Below are 20362 nucleotides of genomic sequence, written 5' to 3'. Positions count from 1 at the left end.
GTGCTGGGCTTGGCAGACTGGGGCGCCGACCTGGAGCTCGCGACCAACATCGGGCGCCTGCGTCGTCGCGACGAGGTGATGCAGCGACTTGCGCAGGCGATCGCGACACGCCCGCGGGATGACGTATGCGAGGCGTTGGACGCCGTCGCCGTACCGGCTGGACCGATCAAGTCCGTTGACGAGGTGCTGTCGGACCCACATGTGAAAGCACGCGGCATGGTGGGGAGCTTCGACCACCCGGTGATCGGTTCGTTTCCAGCGCTGCCGGTCCCGCTTCGCTTCGACGGCTGGGACAACCCGGCCGTCGGGTGCCCCCCGATGCTCGGTGAACACACGAGCGAAGTTCTCGAACAGCGGCTCGGCCTGGGCGCGCAGCGCCTGCAGGAGCTTCGAGAGCTCAAGGCAATTTGAGGTGAACTCCATGATTGAAACCAGCGACCAACCTGTGCTGTATGCCGTCGAGGGCGGCATCGCGACCATCACCCTGAACCGGCCGGAAAGCCGCAACGCGCTCAACCTGGCCATGTGCGAAGGGCTGCTGAATGCGGCTCGTTCGGCGGCTGGCGACGCCGACGTGCGCGTCGTGCTGGTGCGTGCCAAGGGTGCCGTGTTCTGCGCCGGCGCGGACCTCAAGGAACGCAAGACGATGGATGAAACGCAGGTGCTCGCCCGGCGCATGCGCGGCTTTTTCGCCTATGAGGCGTTGGAAAGCCTGCCGATGCCGGTGATCGCGGTGGTCGAAGGGGCTGCCGCCGGCTCGGGTGTGGAAATCACCTCCGCCTGCGACTGCGCGGTCGCGACACAGGAAGCCAGCTTCTGGACCCCCGAGGCGCAGTGGGGAACCGTCGGCGCAACGCAGCGGCTCTCGCGCATCGTCGGAAAGCGGCTGGCCAAGGACATGATGTTCAGCGGCCGGCGCCTGAGTGCGGACGAAGCGATGCAGGCCGGCCTGGTGACGCGGGTCGTTCCAGCGGCATCGCTCGAAGGCACGCTCGCGGAAATGACCGCCGCCATCGTCAAGGCCCCGCCGCTGGCGATGCGACTGGCCAAGCGCTGCATGGACCGCGGCGTCGAGCTGGGCCCGCGTGGCGCCCTGGCGGAAGAACTTTTGGCGATCGAAGAAAACCTGGCCCGCTCGGACTGGCGATCCGGCATCGGCTCCTTTGGAGACACGAAATGAACTGGGAACCGACAACCCTGGCCGAGGTGCTGGCGCTGCAGGCAGAGCGACGCTCGCAAGCGCAAGCCATCGTCACGCCGACGGCCTCGATGACCTGGCGCGACCTCGATACCCAGGCGCGCCGCGTCGCCAAGGCATTGCTGGCACGCGGCGTGCAACGCGGCGACTTCGTCGGCCTGCTGTGCGGCAACGACGAGTACTGGGTCGCAAGCTTTTACGGCGCGGCATCGATCGGTGCGATCACCGTGCCGGTCAACACCCGCTTCAAGGCGGCCGAGATCGGGTACTGCATGCGGCAATCGGACGTCCGGTTGATGATGATGACCGACCGCTTCCTGAAGATCGACTTCATCGGTGCCCTTCGCGAGGCCGAGCCGGCGATCGACGAGGCGCTGCCCGGCCCGGCGCTGCCCCTGCTGCAAGACGTCGTCGTGATCGGCGCGGACGTGCCGCGCGCTGCGCTCGGCTGGGATGCCTTCCTGCGCGGCGGCGAGGCGGTGTCGGACGAGTCGCTCGCCAGCGCGATGCGAGCGGTGACGCCTCAGGACCTGCTGCTGATCCAGTTCACCTCGGGCACCACGGCGCATCCAAAAGGCGTGATGCTGACCCATGACAACATGCTGCGCAATGCTGCGGCCGTGGGCCTGCGGCTCGGCATCGAGGCCGCGGACCGCTACTTCAACTGCCGGCCCTTCTTCCACGTGGCTGGCTCCACGCTTTCGCTGTTGTGTGCGTTGTCGGCCGGCGCCTGCATCGCCACGCTGCCGACCTTCGAGCCTGGCGCGGCGCTGCAGATGCTGGAACAGGAACGCTGCACGTTCATCTCGGGCAACGACACGCTGTTCCAGATGCTGCTGGCCCACCCGTCGTTCAATCGGGCACGGCTGCATCTGCGTGGCGGATGGGCCGCCGCTGGCCCCGACACCATGCAGCGGATCATCAACGAGATGGGCATCACGCGCATCTGCTGGGCCTACGGTCTCTCGGAGGCTTCGCCCAACGTCGTCATCAACGACTGGCGCGACGACCAGGCGCTGCGCGTCGGCGGCCTCGCGCTGCCCCATGACGACGTCGACATACGGATCGTCGACGAGGCGAGCAATCGCCCTTGCGCGGCCGAGGAAGTCGGAGAGATCCAGGTGCGCGGCTGGAGCGTGATGCAGGGCTACTACAAGCAGCCCGAGGCCAACGCCAAGGCGTTCACGGCCGATGGCTGGCTGCGCACGGGTGACCTCGGTGCACTGCGCGAGGACGGGCGGCTCAAGCTCGTCGGCCGGCTCAAGGACGTCTTTCGCGTCGGCGGCGAGAACGTCGCGCCGGCCGAGGTTGAGCAGGTGCTGTTGTCGCATCCGGCAGTGGCCTCGGCCCAGGTGGTCGGCGTGCCAGATGCCCGCCTGGGCGAGGTGCCGGCAGCCTTCGTGACGCTTAAGCCCGCCAGCACGCTCGAGGTGGAGGAGTTGCTCGCATGGGGCCGCCAGCGCATGGCCAACTTCCGCGCGCCGCGTTATGCGCAAGTGGTGTCCGACTTCGAGCGCATCGGCATGACGGCCAGCGGCAAGGTGCAGAAGAACAAGCTGCGCGAACACGCCATCACGGCGTTCGGCATTTCAGACAAGCCATGACCTATCTGGAGACTTCAATGAATTCCGACGTTGTGCTGTGCGAATGCTTCGCACGGGACGGGCTGCAGCACGAGCCCGAGTTTGTGCCGACCGAGACCAAGGTTCGCCTGGTTGATCGCTTCGCGGCGATCGGCTTCGGGCGCGTCGAGGCGACCTCGTATTCCAACCCGAAGGTCGTGCCTCAGTTCGCCGACGCCAGCGAGCTGCTGCGCGCGCTGCCGAGGCGCGAGGCCGTCATGTACAAGGCCACCTGCGCCAACGTGCACGCCGTCGAGCGCGCGCTGGCAGATCTGGAAGCGGGCATTGGCCCCAACGAGATCAGCCTGCTGGTTTCGGCGTCCGAGTCGCACTCCGAGCGCAACCTGAAGCGCAGCCGCACGGCGCAGTGGCAGAACATTGCCGACATGGCCGCGGCGGCGCGCGGTCGCTTTCGCTTGGTAGGCACGATTTCGGTTGCGTTCGGCTGCCCGTTCGAAGGCGCGGTCGATGCACAGGAGGTCCTGCGCGACGTGGGGCGCTTTCGCGACCTCGGCGTCCAGTTCATCACACTCGGCGACACGACGGGCATGTCCACACCCGCGACGGCGCGCACGCTGTTCGGCGTCGTGCGCAAGGACTTTCCCGACGTGACGCCGATCGCGCACTTTCATGACACGCGCGGCACCGGCCTGGTCAACTACGTCGCCGCGCTGGAAGCCGGTGTCACGCACTTCGACTGCGCCATCGGGGGCGTAGGTGGGCACCCGGCCAAGGTAAAGTACGGCGGCGGCCACACCGGCAACGTCTGCACCGAGGACTGGGTCGGGCTATTGGAGTCCATGGGCGTGCGCACCGGGATCGACCTCGACGGCCTGATGGAGGCGTCCAAATGGTGCGAATCCGTGCTCGGCCGGCCGCTGCATAGCCGCGTGCTTCACAGCGGCTTCAATCCGCTGCAGACGCAAACGATCGGGAGCGCACCATGACGTTCAATGCCGATTTCATCGTCGTCGGTGGCGGTTCTGCTGGCTGCGTCATCGTCAATCGCCTGGTTTCAGCCGGCCGTAGCGTGCTGTTGCTGGAAGAGGGACCCGCCGACAACCATCCGTTCATCCACATCCCTGCGACATTCGTGCGTATCCTCGGCACGAAGCGCTCCTTCATGTACGCAACCGAGCCGGAGCCGGGCGCCAACAACCGCGTGCTCACGGTGCCCCAGGGACGCACGCTCGGCGGCGGATCGTCTCTGAACGCGATGCTCTACATCCGAGGGCAGGCGCAGGATTACGACACGTGGCGCGATCTCGGCTGCGAAGGCTGGGGATACAGTGACGTGCTGCCGGTATTCCGGCGTAGCGAAGGCAACGAGCGGCTGAGCGGCGCCTATCACGGTACACGTGGCCCCCTCAAGGTGTCCGACCCGCGCTACCGCCACCCGCTCAGCCGCGCCTGGGTGCAAGCAGCACAGGAGGCGGGCTACCCGTACAACGACGACTTCAATGGCCGCGACCAGGAGGGCGTCGGGTTCTTCCAGACGACGACATTCAACGGCCGGCGCGGCTCGACCGCGGCCACCTATCTGAAGGCGGTGCGCGACAACCCGCTGCTGACACTGCGCACGCAATGCCGCGTGCTCGGACTGGTGATGAACGGAAGGGACGTCGTCGGCGTGCGCTTTGCGGACCGCAGCGGGGTGGTTCAAGAGGCACGGGCCGCCGCGGAGGTGATCCTGTCGGCTGGTGCGCTCGGCTCACCGAAGCTGCTGATGCTGTCCGGCATCGGCCATGCGGCCGAGATCGAGCGACACGGCATCCCGGTCGTGTGCGACCTGCCCGGCGTTGGCGAGAATTTCCAGGACCACATCACCGCATCGGTCTACGGTGTCACCGAGCGGCCGATCTCGCTGCTGGGCCAGAACAAGGGGCTGCACGCGATGCGCCACGGCCTCCAGTACCTGCTTTCGCGTTCGGGCCTGCTGACCTCGAACGTGGTGGAAAGCGGCGGCTTCCTCGATACCGCCGGCAGTGGCCGGCCCGATGTTCAGATCCATGTGACGCCGGCCCTGGTCAGCGCGGAAGAGCGCAAGCCTATGGGGCGCCACGGCATCTCGATCAATCCTTGCGTGCTGCGGCCTACCTCACGTGGCAAGGTTTCGTTGCGCAGTGCCGACGCGGCCGACCGCGTGGTGTTCGTCGGCAACAACCTGACGACCCGCGAGGACGTCGAGGCGCTGGTACGCGGGTTGAAGGCTTCGCGGCGCATCCTGCGTTCGCCGGCTCTGCGTGAACTGGGCTTCACCGAGCTGGCGCCGGCCGCGGACGCGGAGCTGTCGGACGAAGCGCTCGAGCAGCACGCGCGGGCCTTCGCCAAGACGGTCTATCACCCGTCAGGCACCTGCAAGATGGGCGACGACCCGCTAGCCGTCGTTGACGCCCGGCTGCGCGTTCGTGGGATCGGCCGGCTGCGCGTGGCGGATGCATCGATCATGCCGACCGTTGTCAGCGGCAATACCAATGCACCCTGCGTGATGATCGGTGAGCGCTGCGCCGACTTTCTCCTGGGTGGCGAGCCGACCGCCGCACAAGCCGAGCGCTCAGGCGCCGCCGACCAGCTGGTGGAGGCGTGACGCGAGCTTGCGAATTTCGTCCAGATCCAAGTCTTGCAGCGCTGCGGACTTGGACGCCGCCTTGTCCGGCGTGGCGGGCGGCGCTTCATCTTCGATCGCCTCGCCGTTCGCAGCCCGTTCTTCGATCTCGAGAACCTGGCGGGCGCTGACAGTGAGCGCCGACAGCATGGTCATGAGCTGCTTGCGCTGTTCGGCGCTCAAGGGGCTGAGGAGGCGCTCGTTGCGCGCGATCGCATCGGCGATGACCTTCTGGTAAAGCGCCTCGCCGTCCTTGGTCAGGCTCAGCATCACGCCGCGACCATCCGCATCATTGCGTTCGCTGGCGATCAGACCGCGCTCGATCAGTCCAGACACTGTGCGACTGGCGTAACTCTTGTCTAGCGCGGCGCGCCGCGCCAGGTCCTTCAGCGACAGCGGCGCAAAGGCGCCCAGCATGCCGATGGATCGCCATTCGAGCAGGGTCAGACCAAACTTTCGCTGCACCCGCAACGACGCGCTGGCTGCTGAAAGTCCAGCCAGGTTGTGCAGGCGCGACGACAGTAGGTCGGTGATCACTTGGGGCGAGCCACTGCGTGCGCGCTTCGATCCGTTCACGTGAGTGCCTTTTGGGTTGTTGCGTTTGTCCACGATCGTACCTCTCTGCATGCTGGTCGGTGATTTAAATATAGTGTCAAGGTAGGTGACGTCGTCCACTAGATAGTCTACATTGGAAACCATTCCAGACCGCTGAACGACACCACATCCATGTACACACAGCCAGCCCTTTACATCGACGGCGAATGGCTCGATCGCGCCAGTGGCGGCACTTTGAAGGTGCTGAACCCCGCGAATGAGCGTCCCCTGGCCGACTTGCCGCTAGCCGGCCCAGCCGAACTCGAACGTGCGCTGCAGGCAGCGGCGCGCGGCTTTCGGGCGTGGAAGCGGACTTCCGCGCACGATCGCTACTTGACGCTTCGGCGCGTGGCCGCCTTGGTGCGCGAGCGCCATGAGCGCATTGCCGAGGTCATGACGCTTGACCAAGGCAAGCCGCTGGCCGAATCATTGATGGAGGCGAAGGCGGCCGCCGACCACATCGAGTGGTATGCCGAAGAAGGACGCCGCGCCTATGGACGGGTGATTGCGCCGCGGCAGGCGTCGGTGCGCGCCACTGTGCTGCGTGAACCGGTCGGTCCGGTCGCCGCCTTCACGCCCTGGAATTTCCCGGTCAACCAGGCGGTGCGAAAGATCGCTGGTGCGCTGGCGGCAGGCTGCTCGATCGTGATCAAAGGCCCGGAGGAGACGCCGGGATCATGCGTCGAGCTGGTGCGCTGCTTTGTCGATGGAGGTGTACCCAGCGGCGTGCTCAACCTGGTGTTTGGCGACCCTCAGAAGGTCTCGGAGCACCTCGTTCCTTCGCCGGTGATTCGCAAAGTGTCGTTCACCGGATCGGTGCCGGTCGGCAAGCGGCTGGGCGCCCTGGCGGCGCAGCACATGAAGCGCGCGACGATGGAATTGGGCGGGCATGCCCCCTTCATCGTGTTCGCCGATGCCGATCTGGAGAGCGCTGTCGCGGCGGCGGTTGCCTTGAAGCACCGCAATGCTGGCCAGGTTTGCGCGGCGCCGTCTCGCTTCTACCTGCACCAAGACATTCATGATCGCTTCGTCGAGGCCTTCGTCGAGCGCTCCAAGCGCCTGGTGGTGGGCCCGGGATCCGAGCCCGCGACGCAGATGGGGCCCCTGACAAAGCGGCCGCGCGTCGAAGCCATGGAGTTGCTGGTACAGGACGCGCGCCAGCGAGGAGCGCGGCTGCTTGCAGGTGGCGAGCGCATGGGCGACGCGGGGTACTTCTTCGCGCCGACCACGCTGGTCGACGTGCCGGACGATGCGCGCGTCGCCTACGAAGAGCCCTTCGGCCCGATAGCGCCGATGTTTCGCTTCTCATCCTTCGACGAGGTCGTGAAGCGCGCCAACGCTCTGCCGTTCGGGCTCTCGGCGTTCGTCTTCACCAGGTCGCTTAAGACCTCGATCGACATCGCCGCCGCCCTCGAGAGCGGGATGATTTCGATCAATCACTTTGGCTTGGCATTGCCCGAGACGCCTTTCGGCGGCGTGAAGGACAGCGGCTACGGCAGCGAAGGTGGCACCGAGGGCCTCGACGCCTACCTGGCCACCAAGTTCGTATCTGAATTGGGCGTCTGAGCGGGCGCCTTCATCGTATGGGTGGGCTCACGCCGCCCTCCACCATCAAAGGAGACATCATGAATTTGAACAGAAGGCTGGCCGTGCTGGCCCTGGGCGCCCTGGGGTTCCAACTGCCTGCGACAAGCCATGCCCAGACCTACCCAACAAAGCCAGTGCGCGTGGTCGTTCCCTATGCGGCCGGCGGCCCGGTGGACGCACTGGCCCGCGCCTTGGCTGCCAAGCTGTCTGTCATGTGGGACCAACAGGTCATCGTCGACAACAAGCCCGGCGGCAACGAGGTGATCGCCGCGCAGCAGGTGGCCAGGTCTCCCGGCGACGGCTACACCCTGATGCTCGCGACCGACCCGACGATGTCGCTGAATCCTTACCTCTTCCAGAAACTCCCGTACAGCCCGCAGAAGGATCTCACGCCGATCACTCGCGTGGCGGTCTCCAACATGGCGTTGGTTGTTCCGGCCACCTTGCCGGCTGGCAACCTGAAAGAGTTCGTCGCCTATGTACGCGCCAATCCCGACAAGTTGAGCTACGGCTCGTCGGGCATCGGGAACGGGACGCACCTGGCGATGGAGTGGTTCGCGAAGGAGAACCAACTGAGCATGGTGCACGTGCCCTACAAGGGCTTGGCACCTGCGTTGCAGGACATGCTGGGGGGCAACATCCAGGCGACTGTGGGCGCACTGTCGGTGGTGACCCCATTTGTGGAAGGCGGGAAGGTCAAGGTGCTGGCCATTTCCGGGAACAAGCGCGCCGCTAGCCTGCCCAACGTCCCGACCTTCGCGCAGGCCGGCTATCCCTGGATGGAAGCGAGCTTCTATTACGGACTGATTGCGCCGGCTGCTTTGCCCAGCGACATCAAGGAGAAGATTGCGGCGGACGTGCGCAAAGTCATCTCTGATGACCAGTTCAGGAAAACCAATCTCGACGGCTTCGCCCTGGATCCGGTGGCTGATTCGCCGCAGGAGTTTGCTCATTTCCTCGTCAAGGATCGCGAGCTGGCGGCAAAGAAGGTGCAGCTATCTGGCGCCCGGCTCGATTGACACCGTATTGAGGAGTCTTCAGATTCCCCGATTCCTGGAAGTCGGCACTCGCAATTCGCGCGAAGTTGGCACCATGAACCCGTCACGCGGAAGGCCGCACGGGCAATGGCTGCTTTGACTTGCCAAGCTGAAGTTCAGGGCGCGAAGTCGGAAGTCAGCAGTGGGCCCGGACTGCAAATCCGGCTGTTTGGAAAGCTGCCACTCGATTGCCTTCGACATCTGAATCGCGCTGGCCGCGTGAGCGTCGGCGATCGGCTATGTCTGCACTACCTTGGGACCGGTCGTTGATGCCGGGATCTCCTTGGCAACTCGATGACCGGAATCGGCCTCACAGCGTGAGTTCGCCGGGCGGCAGGGAAGGACAGCAATCGCTGCTCAACTGACGTACGACGGTCGTTGACGAGAGGCAGGGCAGGGCCCAACTCGGCCGTTCGACCCTGCTTGAGGTGGATGGCGGCTATTGGGCCGACAACGGTTGTTGACCTATCGTGCATAGGCCTATCCGATGACCGTCAAAGCGTGAGCTCCTTGAGCATCCTCTTGAGCGCCTGCGTAACGAAGCCGTCTGCCTTCAGCATGACCAGGCCATGCAACTGCGCCCACACTGCCATTGGAGATTGATGCGAGCCGGCCCCACCGGCGCCGGACACAACTGAGAGGAGCAGTTCATAGCTCTCCTTTGCTATTCTGCTGAGCGTGCTGTCTGCAGGGGAATCCGGAACCAGGCGCGAAGCGAACATCAGTCTGTAGAGCTCCACGTTGCGCTCACCGAACTTCAGGTACGCAGCCGCCATGCGGCTCAGACTGCCATCGTCTTGGCCGGCCTCTGCTGCACTTCGCAGCGCCGCCGAGAACTCCTGAAATCCTTCCATGGCGAGGGCAACCAGCAGGTCGTCCCGGTCCGCGAAATGACGGTAGGGCGCCGACTGGGCGACCCCCGCTCTTCGCGCAAGGGATGAAAGAGTCAGCGCCTGAGCCCCGTTTGTCGCGACCTCTTCACGAGCTGCGTCGAGCAGCGCGCGTCTGAGATCGCCATGGTGGTAGCTTGTGCGGCCCTGCACGTTTTTGCCGGTTGTTGCTTGTCGGTTACTCATAGCCTGCCATAGCCCGCTTCAATGTGATGCATTATAACTTCCTATCGCGCGGCCGCGTTTTCTGGTTAAAGTGATGACCTATCACATCACTCAGTAGGACCTTTCAAATGAACTACGAACCCCATAACCACACCGCCGCGGGAAGCGCTTACCTCTCTGGGAACTTCGCTCCCGTCGAGGTCGAGACCACCGCCTTCAACTTGAAGGTGACCGGAACCATCCCCGAGGAACTCAACGGTCGCCTGCTGCGGATCGGCCCGAACCCGGCTGCAGCGCCCGATCCGGCGAGCTACCACTGGTTTGATGCGACAGGCATGGTGCACGGCTTGCGGCTGCGCGAAGGCAAGGCCGACTGGTACCGAAGCCGCCTCGTGAAGGACTCGAGGATGAATGGCGAGCCGATACCCGGACCTGGCTTCCAGCACCGCGACGGCCCCGTGAACACCAACCTCACGCGAGCTGGCCACAAGCTTTACGCGGTTGTCGAAGCAGGCAACCTGCCGGTCGAACTCAGCTACGAGCTGGAAAGCAACGCGCGCTCTGACTTCGACGGGACGCTGGAAACCGGCTTCACTGGTCACCCCAAGTTCGATCCCCTCACCGGCGAGCAGCACGCGCTGGCCTACGAACCGGGCGAGCCGGTGCGGTATATCTCGGTCGATCAGGACGGTCGTGCCACCACCAAGGCGCGCATCGATCTGCCGCATATTCCGCTGATCCACGATGTTGCCTTCACGGCGAAATTCATCGTGGTCCCCGATTTTCCCGCGACCTTCCAGCCGGAGAGCGCGCACACCGCCTTCCCGTGGATCTGGGACGAAGCTCGCGAGTCTCGGATCGGCCTGCTGCCACGCAACGGCGACGTGTCGCGCCTGCAGTGGTTCGAGGCGCCCCGTTGCTTCGTCTTCCACTTCGTCAACGCCTACGACGAGGGCGATCTCGCGATCGTCGACTTGGTGCGGCACCCGCGCATGTTCGACCTCGATCAGAACGGGCCCAATGAGGGTGCGCCGGTGCTCGTTCGTTGGACGCTGGATCGCCGAAACGGCCGCCTGACCGAGCGGGTCATCGACGAGCGTGGCAATGAGTTTCCCCGGATCAACGGCCGCTTCGCAGGTCAGGACTATCAATTCGCCTACACGGCTCATTGGGGCGACGGCGTCGCATTCGGTCCTGCCCGCAAGCACGACATGCAACGCGGGACCTCGGAAGAGCATGACTTCGGCGACGGGCGCATGACCCTGGAGCCGGTTTTCGTACGGCGCCGCGGTTCAGTCGCGGAGGACGACGGCTGGGTCATGTCCTATGTGTACGACGCGAAGCGGAACCTCAACGATGTGGTCATCCTGGATGCACAGGACTTCGCGGGCGACCCTGTTGCGACAATTCACTTGCCGGTGCGCGTGCCCTTCGGCTTCCATGGCGGCTGGGCCGCGGATGCTGAGTTGGTGGTCTGACGCGCCTGCCACTCATCGGCGGGCGAAGAGCGAGTCGATGTTCGCTGTCGAGAGAGAAACAGACTGTCGAGCGGCCACAATCGGCGAACAGGGAACGCCCGTTGATGGCCGATCAGCGCCGAGCGAACCACGAGGGCCTACGGCAGAGAAAGACTGACTGCCGTCCTTCATATTCAGCCGCTGAATGACGGCGGTCGCCGAAACCACTCGCGACTCCTTGAGTTTGAAGTGGAGGTATGGCGGGCAGGTTTTGCGCAAGCAATGGTGTCGCCATGCATGACAGGACCACGGCGCTGGCGCGGACAGTTGAAGTCGAGAGGCGCATATGGACTCCTTGGAAGAAGACTGCCAATTTGCCAGCCCCGGGCCGAGCCTGCTATCCCGGCGGGCACTTGGCTTCACGTACGTGGTCGCGTTGAGGCCCACCTGTCCCCTCAGCCCTGATACCGGAATCGCACGTGGCCGGTGATCGCGTCAATCCTCATGCATTTGGTTTAGACATGAAGTGCTGGTCCTCGTCCACCTTGCTGCCCTTGTCTTTCAGCGCGTATTCGCCGTGCTGGCGGATCAGCTTGGCAACCAATCCGGTCCAGCCGGTCTGGTGGCTCGCGCCGAGGCCGGCGCCGCTGTCGCCATCAAAGTATTCGTAGAAGAGCAGAAGGTCTTGCCAGTGCGGGTCGCTGTTGAACTTGTCGAAGCGCCCGTTCGATGGACGCCGGCCGTTGTTGTCGCGCAGGAAGATCTTGATGAGGCGTTCCGACAGGTCGGTGGTCACCTCCCATAGCGTCAGTGAGTGGCCGGTGCGCGCTGGCCCGGGCACCTTGAACTCGTCGCCCAGGAAGTAGTGGTGTTTCTGCAGCGCCTCGATCAGGAGGRAGTTGAGGGGAAACCAGACCGGGCCGCGCCAGTTGGAGTTGCCGCCGAACATGCCGCTGGTCGATTCCGCCGGCTCGTAGTCGAGGGTGAAGGTCTGGCCGTCGATGGCCAGCAGGCAAGGGTTCTGCGCATGGGTCTTCGAGACCGAGCGGATGCCGTGCGGGCTCAACAGGTGTGACTCGTCCAGCACGATCTCGAGAAGGCGCGCGAGCTTGTCGGTGTCCACCAGCGCGAGCCGCGTGCGTTCGTGCACGCCGACATGGGTCATGTCGGCCAGGTTGCCGAGCAACTCGGGACGGTTGTCGGCGAACCACTGATAGCGCCGATCGTAGTCGCCGAGGCTGTCGAGCATGTCGCGGTCGCCGACCGCGATCGCGAACAACGGCACCAGGCCCGCGACTGTGTAGGCACCGACCGGAAAGCGGCGCCCGTCGGGCAACAGCAGCACGTCGAAGTAGTAGCCGCGCTCGTCGTCCCAGAGGCCCTCTCTCTTGCCTCCGACGCGGTTCAGCGCGTCGCCGATGTAGACGAAGTGCTCGAAGAACTTCGTCGCCACGTCTTCGTATGTCGGATTCTCGAAGGCCAGCACCAGCGCGACGTTGAGCATGTTCAGGCAGTAGGTCGCCATCCAGCTGGTGCCATCGGCCTGCTCGAGGTGGCCGCCGCCTGGAAGTCCGGAGGTGCGGTCGAAAGCGCCGATGTTGTCCAGGCCAAGGAAGCCGCCCTCGAAGAGGTTGTTGCCTTCCTGGTCCTTGCGGTTGACCCACCAGGTGAAGTTGATCAGCAGCTTGCGGAAGATCCGTTCGAGAAAGACCGTGTCCATCCGGCCCGTCATCTTCTGCTCGATCTGGCAGATGCGGATAGCCGCCCAGGCATGCACCGGCGGATTCACGTCGCCGAAGGCCCATTCGTAGGCCGGGATCTGGCCGTTCGGGTGCATGTACCACTCGCGCGTCAGGAGCAACAGCTGGTCCTTCGCGAAATCGGCGTCGATCATCGCGAAGGCCACGCAATGGAAGGCCATGTCCCAGGCGGCGAACCACGGGTACTCCCACTTGTCGGGCATCGACAGCACGTCACCCGTCGCCAGATGCGTCCATTCGTGATTGCGCCCCTGCTTGCGCTGCTCCGGTGGCGGCGGCTGCAACTTGTCGCCCTGCAACCAGTGGTCGACCACGAAGTGGTAGTACTGCTTGCTCCACAGCATGCCCGCGAAGGCCTGGCGCTGGACGTTGCGCGTGTCCGCCGGCAGGTCGAACGGCGTGATGCGCTGGTAGAAGGCATCGGCCTCCTCGATCCGGCGCGCGAACAGGGCATCGAAGCCGCTGCCGAGCGCGTCGCCAGGCTTGCCGTCGTTCGACAGGCGCAGCTTGATCACGCAGCTTTGACCCGGCTGCACCGTGCGGCGGTAGAGCGGTGCGGCCTTGGTGCCGACGTCTGCGCGGTTCACTGCCTCGGCGCGCCGGTGGACTACGAATTCGTCGAAGGCATCCTTGACGAAGCCGACCGTGGGCTGCCCCCAGAGTCGGGCCGTGTTGCTTTCGTTCTCGGTGAAGAGCAGGTCGTCGGATGGCTGGCAGTAGAGCCAGTAGGGTTCCATGGCGACGTGCGTCGCGGCGATCGCGTGCGCCCGCGTGGGATCGCGCGCCAAGAGTGGCTTGGGCTTCTTGCCGGACCACGACCAGTCATTGCGAAACCAGAGCGTTGGCAACAAGTCCAGCGGCGCCGCGTCCGGACCGCGATTGAACGCGGTGATGCGGACCAGCATGTCGTTCGGGCCGTCCTTCGCGTATTCCACAAAGACGTCGAAGTAGCGGTTCTCGTCGAAGATGCCGGTGTCCAGCAGTTCGTACTCCGGATCGTGGCGGCCGCGACGGCGGTTCTCCGCCCGCAGTTGCTCGTACGGATAGGCCTGCTGCGGGTACTTGTACAGGTACTTCATGTACGCGTGGCTCGGCAGGTTGTCGAGGTAGAAGTAGTACTCCTTCACGTCTTCGCCGTGATTGCCTTCGTTGCCGGTGAGGCCGAACATCCGCTCTTTCAGGATGGGGTCAGCCCCATTCCACAGCGCCAGCGCGAAGCACAAGTGCTGCTGGTCGTCGCAGACGCCCGCGATGCCGTCCTCGCCCCAGCGATAGGCGCGCGAACGCGCCTGGTCGTGGCTGAAGCTCTCCCACGCGTCGCCGCCCGCGCTGTAGTCCTCGCGCACCGTGCCCCACTGGCGCTCGCTCACGTAAGGCCCGAAGCGACGCCATGGCACCTGGTTCTCGCGCGCTTCGGTCAGGCGTTTCTCTTCTTCGGTGGGTGCGAGTGAGTCGGCCAATGGGTTCTTCCCTCGTTGAGGCGTCGAATCATGCACCAACTGCCGCGGCGTGTCCCGAAATGGGGCGCCGCACCGGAAGGCCGCATCGATCGGTGCGCGCGTGCCGGTCGGGCACGATCGTCATGCATCAAACGAAAAGTTCCGCTTCCAGTCGTCCCTCATGCTGATGACGATCCAGCCGCCCTTCTTCGTTTCGTCATACAGCGCCTGTGGCAAGGCTCCGACCTTCGTATCCGGCAAGCCCTGGGCGCGACCGTGGCGCTCGCGCTGCGCATCGTCGTGCAGGAGCAGCTGGTGGGACGGCCGGGAGCGCCGCGCTGGATCTGGGAATCGCATCGGCGATCCGGCTTGGCAGAGCGACCGCTTTGCGGCGATCAATTGGGGGCAATGACCGTCGCCTTCGGTCCGAGGGTATTGACACCACCCTCTTCACGGTGGTGCGGCCTTCGAGCATCGAAGGGCATCGAAGGGCATCGATGTGCGAGAGTGGAACTTTCCAAACCCGCTTTAGGAACTCGAAATGTATATCGCGGCGTCTTGGCTCGACGTCGCAAAGCGCGCCTTTCAGACGCACCGTGCCGCAGAGCTGCGCGAGCGACTGCTTCGCGGAGCCGAATTCCGAGCAATCAATGTCGCTGATGGGCCCGGAGTTCCACTCCGGCTGATTGGATAGCTGCCATTCGATGGGCCTTGGCGCAGAGGCGGGGTCCAGCTTGTGCGACGGCAACGGCTACGTCTGCACCACCTTGAAACCGGCCGTCGATGCTGAAATCTCCATGGCACCGGGATGACAGGAATGCGGCTTACAGCGTGAGTTCGCCGGGCGACAGGGAAGGACCGCAACCGCTGCGTACCCGCTGTACGGAATGCGCTGGCGAAAGGCAGGGCAGGGCCCGTTGCAGTCCGTCGCCGTTGTCAGGCCAACGACAGGTATGAGGGCAAGAGCGGCCTTCCGTGCCTGCGTGAGCGCTCGTCAAATAGCTTGGGATGGGCCTGTCGATGGCAGCAATGTTGCGGGCGCTGCCGGCCCCGAATATCTGACCGCCAGTACCCACGCCGAACGGTTTAGGGCCGTTGCGTCGTCAGGGCGCGCAGTTCTTCAAGGAGTTTGACCGAAGGACCGGGCAACATACCGGCCCTTCGACGGAACGCGGTCAGCGTTCTCTTGTCGCTGGCGCCTGGGATCTGCAAGGCGTCGATGAGCCCAGCCTTGCGTTCGGCGTCGTACATGGGCTCGGGCATCCAGCCAAGGAAGCCCGAGCGACCAATCAAGCTCTTGAGTGCGGTGACGGAGCGGGTTTCGACCACGACGTTGGGCAACGCCAGGCTCTGTCGGGCAAACACCTTCTTCATGTGCTCGAAAGGTCCGGTCCCCTTCGGCAGGATGGCCCAACGCTCTTGAAGTGTGTCCGCGAGCGTGAGCTTTGGCTTCTTGCGCAGCGGGTGGCGCCGGCCCGCAACCACGTAGCTGGTGTCCTCCCACCGGCAATCCTTGACGGCAACGATTTCGTCAGTGTCCTCGATGTCGACTCCCAACGCCAGATCGATTTCGTGTGAGACAAGCGCGTCTGCCAGCCGATCCCACACCCCTTCGATGATCTGGACCTGCAGATTCGGCCACCTGTTGCAGGTGCTTCCGATAGCCAGCGGGAGCACCAGGCAGGCGATGCTGCCCACGGCACCGACACGGATGGTGCCTTTTGCCAAGCCCAGCATCGCCTTGATTTCTTCGTTCGCATGCTCCGACTCGCGTTGCAAGAGGAGCGCGTGGGGGAGCAGCGCGCGTCCCACATCCGTTAATTGCATCCCCTTCGAGTGACGCTCGAACAAAGGCGCGCCCGCCTGCTCCTCGAGCCTGCGAATCGTGCGGCTGAGAGCGGGTTGCGTCACGTTCAGTGCGCCGGCCGCTCGACCAAGGCTTCCCGACGAAACGATTGCGTTGAAAGCGACGAGATGCTGAAGATCGAAAGGCATGCGTCACGGTAATGACTTTTTCTTGAAAAGGCAATTTTCCAGAAGGTCTAGAAGTTCAATACTTGCGCTCAGCCAGACAAGCGCTAGCGGCTCTCGCGGCGCGCAGCAAGAAAGCATGAAATGACCGGACCTGTACCTCTCGCGGTTGTCGAAACCCAAGACAAGCCCACCACCGTCACCGTTCGCGACGCTGTCGTCGATCTGATGCGCCGCTTTGGCATGACGTCGGTTTTCGCCAATCCGGGGTCGACCGAGCTCCCGATGTTCCGCGACTTCCCCTCCGACTTTCGCTACGTGCTGGGCCTACAGGAAGCCACCGTAGTCGGTATGGCTGACGGCTTTGCCCAATCCACCCGCAACGCGTCCTTCGTAAACCTGCATTCCGCAGCGGGCGTCGGCAACGCCATGGGCAACATATTCACCGCCCACAAGAACCGCACGCCGATGGTGATCACCGCCGGCCAGCAAGCGCGCTCGATCCTGCCGTTTGACCCATTCCTGTCCTCCGCGCAGGCCACCGAGTTGCCAAAGCCCTATGTGAAATGGAGCATCGAGCCGGCGCGCGCTCAGGATGTGCCGCTGGCCATCGCCCGGGCGTACTACATCGCCATGATGCCGCCGCGCGGCCCGGTGCTGGTATCGGTTCCGGTCGACGACTGGGACCAGCCTGCCGAGTACGTGCCCAGCCGCGTGGTCAGCACAGAATTGCGCGCGCAGCCGTCCGTCATTGCGAAGATCGCCGATGCGCTCAATGCCAGCGAACGTCCGGCCATCGTGGTTGGCGCAGCCGTCGATCGTGACAACGCATGGAACGAGGTCATCCAACTGGCCGAACTGCACAACGCCCGTGTGTGGGGTGCGCCGATGTCCGGGCGCTGCAGCTTCCCCGAAGACCACCACCTCTTCGCAGGTTTTCTGCCCGCAATGCGGGAAAGGATCGTCGAATTGCTGGCCGGGCATGACTTGATCCTTGCGGTGGGCGCACCTGCCTTTGCGTACCATGTGGAGGGTGCCGGCCCTCACATCCCGAAAGGCGCCTCGCTCTGCCAGTTGACCGAAGACCCGGATACCGCGGCGTGGACCCCGCTGGGAACGACGGCCGTGGGCAGCATTCGTCTCGGCGTGCTGGATCTTCTGGCGCAACCGCCGTCCCAGGTACGCGATGCACCCGCACTCAGGGCGACACCTGTGACGGCCGAAGCTTCCGATCTCATGTCGGTGGCCTACGTGCTCCAGACGCTGGCGCAGGTTCGCAAAGCGGAGGACATCGTCGTAGAGGAAGCGCCCAGTGCGCGGCCCGTGATGCAGTCGTATCTGCCGATCACCCGCAGCGAGACCTTCTACACGATGGATAGCGGCGGCCTGGGCTACGGCATGCCAGCGGCAGTGGGCGTCGCGCTCGGCAAGCCCGCAAGCCGGGTCATCTCCCTCATCGGTGACGGCTCCAGCATGTATTCGATCCAGGCGCTGTGGACTGCAGCGCAACTCAAGCTGCCGATCACCTTCGTCATCCTTAACAACCGTCGCTATGCCGCCTTGCAGGACTTCGCGCCTGTGTTTGGCTTCTCAGCCAGCGACGTCGTCCAGGGCACTGACTTGCCCGACATCGACTTCCCGTCCCTGGCCACCGGAATGGGCTGCGCAGCTCAACGCGTAACCAGCGCTTCCGAGCTTCGTTCCGCACTGACTCAAGCACTTGAAAGCGGCGTGCCCTACGTGGTGGAAGTGCAGGTCGCATAGACGGTCGCTTTCACTTTTCGACATCCCAACCTTTTCACCAACCATCCGGAGACAAACAGATGAAGATTTTCATGCTGATCAACGGCGAGCAGGCCCAGGCTCGCAACGGCGCCACCTTCGAGCGGCGCAACCCGCTCGACGGCAGTGTCGCAACCATCGCCCCCGCCGCGACAGCCGAAGATGCGATCGCAGCGGTCGAGGCCGCAGCCGAAGCCTTCAAGACCTGGTCGCTCACCGGCCCGAGCGAGCGGCGCGCGCTGCTGATGAAGGCTGCCGGCGCGTTGGAAGCCAAGGGGACCGCGTTTGCTGCTGCCGTGGCATCCGAGACCGGTGCTTCGGCCATTTGGGCGGGGTTCAACGTCCATCTGGCGGCCGGCATGCTACTGGAAGCCGCTTCGCTCACGACCCAGATCAATGGCGAGATCATTCCCTCTGACGTGCCGGGGAATCTGGCAATGGCCGTGCGCCAGCCCGCCGGTGTCGTGCTGGGCATCGCACCGTGGAACGCACCCATCATCTTGGCGGTTCGTGCCATTGCCACGCCGCTGGCGTGCGGCAACACGGTCATCCTCAAGGGCAGCGAAATTTGCCCCGCCACGCATGGCTTGATCATAGAAGCGCTGCAGGAAGCCGGGCTGCCCAAGGGCGTCGTCAATTTCGTGACCAATGCCCCCGCCGATGCGGCTGCCGTGGTGGAAGCCATGGTCTCGCATCCCGCCGTGCGGCGCGTGAACTTCACCGGCTCCACGCATGTGGGCAAGCTGATCGCAGCGACGTGCGCTAGGTATCTCAAGCCGGTCGTGCTCGAACTCGGCGGCAAGGCGCCGCTGGTGGTGCTGGACGATGCGGATGTTGATGCCGCTGTCGATGCTGCAGTCTTCGGCGCTTTCGCCAACTCCGGTCAGATCTGCATGTCGACTGAGCGTATCGTGGTGGATGCCAGCATCGCCGACGAGTTCGTCGCCAAGCTGAGTGCGCGTGCCGCCAGCCTGCCGTTGGGCGACCCGCGCCAGGGCCCGGTGGTATTGGGTTCGGTAGTCGACATGAGCACCGCACATCGCTGCAACGCCCTGATCGACGACGCGATCGCGAAAGGCGCCAAGTTGGTCCTGGGGGAAAAGGCTTCCAGCACCCTGGTGCCCGCCACGCTGATCGACCATGTCACGTCGGAAATGCGCATCTTCCATGAAGAGGCGTTCGGGCCGGTCAAGGGCATCGTTCGCGTCCGTGGCGTCGAGGAAGCGGTGGCCTGCGCGAACGACAACGAATTCGGCCTCGCGGCTGCGGTCTTCGGCCGGGACATTGCACGCGCATTCCAGGTCGCAAGCCGAATCGAGTCCGGCATCTGCCATATCAACGGTCCCACGGTCCATGACGAGGCGCAGATGCCTTTCGGTGGGGTCAAAGGCAGCGGCATCGGTCACTTCGGCGGCAAGGCCGGCATCGATGCGTTCACCGAACTGCGCTGGATCACGGTCCAGACGACCGAGCGCCACTACCCGTTCTGATCTGCCTGCGGCCTCATTACGCCCCGCCACGATGGCGGGTGGGGTAGGGCACGCACCTACAAATTCCTTGGAGACAACAAATGACACCCAACCATCCCCGCATGTGGTCCTCCCCGGCGTCCAGCTGGCGGGCCGCGGCGGCGCTCGCCATGGCAGCGGCCTTGGCCATACCCACTGCGGCCTTATCCCAGGCCTGGCCGTCCATGCCGATCAAGATCGTCGTCAACTTTCCTCCCGGCGGCGCTGCGGACCAGATAGCGCGGTCGATGACGCAGCCCCTGCAGGAAGCACTCGGACAACCTGTCGTTGTCGAAAACAAGAGCGGTGCCGGCGGCAACATCGGCGGCGAAGCAGTGGCCAAGTCGGCGCCTGATGGCTACACCCTGCTGATGAGCTCGGGCGGCATGGTGTCGGTCAACCCGCACATCTATCCCAAGATGCCATTCGACCCGACAAAGGATCTGGTGCCAGTCGCCTCGGCCGCGCGTGTGCTGGTGTTCCTTGTCACGCAGCCGTCGTTTCCTGCCAAGGATGCGAAGGAGTTCCTGGCGTACATGAAGTCGAATCCCGGCAAGCTTTCGTTCGGCTCGCCAGGTAACGGCAGTTCGCCACATCTCGCAACCGAGATGATGAAGTCCCAGGCGGGCGTGTTCGCGACCCATGTGCCCTATCGGGGCGCGGCGCCGGCGCTTACCGACCTGCTGGCTGGTCAGATCGATTTCCTGTTCGATCCGGGCGTGGCGATGCCACACATCAAGGCCGGCA

Annotated in this window: 16 protein-coding genes; 11 read left to right on the top strand and 5 right to left on the bottom strand. The window is 64.4% G+C overall.

Features of this window, described 5'->3' with window-relative positions:
- From AC1DY5_RS10945 to AC1DY5_RS10925, 5 genes are all read left to right on the top strand, one after another.
- On the top strand, positions 1–411 hold a 411-nt coding region (locus AC1DY5_RS10945; protein WP_478111309.1), incomplete at its 5' end, for a CoA transferase.
- 10 nt (positions 412–421) lie between these two features.
- Entirely contained in the window at positions 422–1180 is a 759-nt protein-coding gene (locus AC1DY5_RS10940) for an enoyl-CoA hydratase/isomerase family protein (protein WP_478111308.1), read from the top strand.
- Positions 1177–2802 (top strand): AMP-binding protein, encoded by a 1626-nt coding sequence (locus AC1DY5_RS10935; RefSeq protein ID WP_478111307.1) that lies wholly within the window; start codon positions 1177–1179, stop codon positions 2800–2802. The genes AC1DY5_RS10940 and AC1DY5_RS10935 overlap by 4 nt, the downstream gene beginning before the upstream one ends.
- Before the next feature lie 17 nt (positions 2803–2819).
- Complete coding sequence (locus AC1DY5_RS10930; protein ID WP_478111306.1) at positions 2820–3767, top strand: hydroxymethylglutaryl-CoA lyase; 948 nt, start codon at positions 2820–2822, stop codon at positions 3765–3767.
- On the top strand, positions 3764–5407 hold the full coding sequence (locus AC1DY5_RS10925; RefSeq protein ID WP_478111305.1) for a GMC family oxidoreductase: 1644 nt from the start codon (positions 3764–3766) through the stop codon (positions 5405–5407). The genes AC1DY5_RS10930 and AC1DY5_RS10925 overlap by 4 nt, the downstream gene beginning before the upstream one ends.
- Here AC1DY5_RS10925 and AC1DY5_RS10920 read toward each other — a convergent pair.
- The gene (locus AC1DY5_RS10920) at positions 5375–6034 is read right to left on the bottom strand and encodes a MarR family winged helix-turn-helix transcriptional regulator (RefSeq protein WP_478111304.1); all 660 of its coding nucleotides are present in this window, start codon (positions 6032–6034) and stop codon (positions 5375–5377) included. The two genes, AC1DY5_RS10925 and AC1DY5_RS10920, sit on opposite strands and share 33 nt — an antisense overlap.
- Before the next feature lie 117 nt (positions 6035–6151).
- On the opposite strand from AC1DY5_RS10920, the gene AC1DY5_RS10915 reads away from it, so the two are divergent.
- Positions 6152–7585: an NAD-dependent succinate-semialdehyde dehydrogenase gene (locus AC1DY5_RS10915; RefSeq protein ID WP_478111303.1), complete on the top strand. Its 1434-nt coding sequence runs from the start codon at positions 6152–6154 to the stop codon at positions 7583–7585.
- A 17-nt stretch (positions 7586–7602) separates the two neighbouring features.
- The gene (locus AC1DY5_RS10910; RefSeq protein WP_478111302.1) at positions 7603–8625 is read left to right on the top strand and encodes a Bug family tripartite tricarboxylate transporter substrate binding protein; all 1023 of its coding nucleotides are present in this window, start codon (positions 7603–7605) and stop codon (positions 8623–8625) included.
- A gap of 512 nt (positions 8626–9137) precedes the next feature.
- Here the strand turns inward: AC1DY5_RS10910 and AC1DY5_RS10905 are convergent.
- The gene (locus AC1DY5_RS10905) at positions 9138–9719 is read right to left on the bottom strand and encodes a TetR/AcrR family transcriptional regulator (protein ID WP_478111301.1); all 582 of its coding nucleotides are present in this window, start codon (positions 9717–9719) and stop codon (positions 9138–9140) included.
- Positions 9720–9826: 107 nt separating this feature from the next.
- Between AC1DY5_RS10905 and AC1DY5_RS10900 the strand changes: the two genes are divergently transcribed.
- Positions 9827–11176: a carotenoid oxygenase family protein gene (locus tag AC1DY5_RS10900; protein WP_478111300.1), complete on the top strand. Its 1350-nt coding sequence runs from the start codon at positions 9827–9829 to the stop codon at positions 11174–11176.
- A 481-nt stretch (positions 11177–11657) separates the two neighbouring features.
- Here the strand turns inward: AC1DY5_RS10900 and AC1DY5_RS10895 are convergent, their stop codons facing one another.
- From AC1DY5_RS10895 to AC1DY5_RS10885, 3 genes are all read right to left on the bottom strand, one after another.
- On the bottom strand, positions 11658–14375 hold the full coding sequence (locus tag AC1DY5_RS10895) for an MGH1-like glycoside hydrolase domain-containing protein (protein WP_478111299.1): 2718 nt from the start codon (positions 14373–14375) through the stop codon (positions 11658–11660).
- Between the two features lie 120 nt (positions 14376–14495).
- On the bottom strand, positions 14496–14753 hold the full coding sequence (locus AC1DY5_RS10890) for a hypothetical protein (RefSeq protein WP_478111298.1): 258 nt from the start codon (positions 14751–14753) through the stop codon (positions 14496–14498).
- 687 nt (positions 14754–15440) lie between these two features.
- Positions 15441–16349: a LysR family transcriptional regulator gene (locus AC1DY5_RS10885; protein WP_478111297.1), complete on the bottom strand. Its 909-nt coding sequence runs from the start codon at positions 16347–16349 to the stop codon at positions 15441–15443.
- Between the two features lie 120 nt (positions 16350–16469).
- Between AC1DY5_RS10885 and mdlC the strand changes: the two genes are divergently transcribed.
- The 3 genes from mdlC to AC1DY5_RS10870 form a co-directional block, all read left to right on the top strand.
- Complete coding sequence (gene mdlC, locus AC1DY5_RS10880; protein WP_478111296.1) at positions 16470–18089, top strand: benzoylformate decarboxylase; 1620 nt, start codon at positions 16470–16472, stop codon at positions 18087–18089.
- A 59-nt stretch (positions 18090–18148) separates the two neighbouring features.
- A complete protein-coding gene (locus AC1DY5_RS10875) occupies positions 18149–19597 on the top strand; it encodes an aldehyde dehydrogenase (RefSeq protein WP_478111295.1) in 1449 nt (482 codons plus the stop codon).
- An 80-nt stretch (positions 19598–19677) separates the two neighbouring features.
- On the top strand, positions 19678–20362 hold a 685-nt coding region (locus tag AC1DY5_RS10870), incomplete at its 3' end, for a Bug family tripartite tricarboxylate transporter substrate binding protein (RefSeq protein ID WP_478111294.1).

Source organism: Variovorax sp. P4_D9 (assembly GCF_056401695.1).
The sequence above is the reverse complement of the archived record's forward strand: the minus strand, read 5'-3'. Positions and strand labels throughout refer to the sequence as shown.

Coding starts and splice junctions, on each gene's coding strand:
- AC1DY5_RS10915 (WP_478111303.1), top strand. CDS start 6,152: ATGTACACACAGCCAGCCCTTTACATCGACGGCGAATGGCTCGATCGC.
- AC1DY5_RS10910 (WP_478111302.1), top strand. CDS start 7,603: ATGGGTGGGCTCACGCCGCCCTCCACCATCAAAGGAGACATCATGAAT.
- AC1DY5_RS10930 (WP_478111306.1), top strand. CDS start 2,820: ATGAATTCCGACGTTGTGCTGTGCGAATGCTTCGCACGGGACGGGCTG.
- AC1DY5_RS10925 (WP_478111305.1), top strand. CDS start 3,764: ATGACGTTCAATGCCGATTTCATCGTCGTCGGTGGCGGTTCTGCTGGC.
- AC1DY5_RS10935 (WP_478111307.1), top strand. CDS start 1,177: ATGAACTGGGAACCGACAACCCTGGCCGAGGTGCTGGCGCTGCAGGCA.
- AC1DY5_RS10940 (WP_478111308.1), top strand. CDS start 422: ATGATTGAAACCAGCGACCAACCTGTGCTGTATGCCGTCGAGGGCGGC.
- AC1DY5_RS10875 (WP_478111295.1), top strand. CDS start 18,149: ATGAAGATTTTCATGCTGATCAACGGCGAGCAGGCCCAGGCTCGCAAC.
- mdlC (WP_478111296.1), top strand. CDS start 16,470: ATGACCGGACCTGTACCTCTCGCGGTTGTCGAAACCCAAGACAAGCCC.
- AC1DY5_RS10905 (WP_478111301.1), bottom strand. CDS start 9,719: ATGAGTAACCGACAAGCAACAACCGGCAAAAACGTGCAGGGCCGCACA.
- AC1DY5_RS10900 (WP_478111300.1), top strand. CDS start 9,827: ATGAACTACGAACCCCATAACCACACCGCCGCGGGAAGCGCTTACCTC.
- AC1DY5_RS10885 (WP_478111297.1), bottom strand. CDS start 16,349: ATGCCTTTCGATCTTCAGCATCTCGTCGCTTTCAACGCAATCGTTTCG.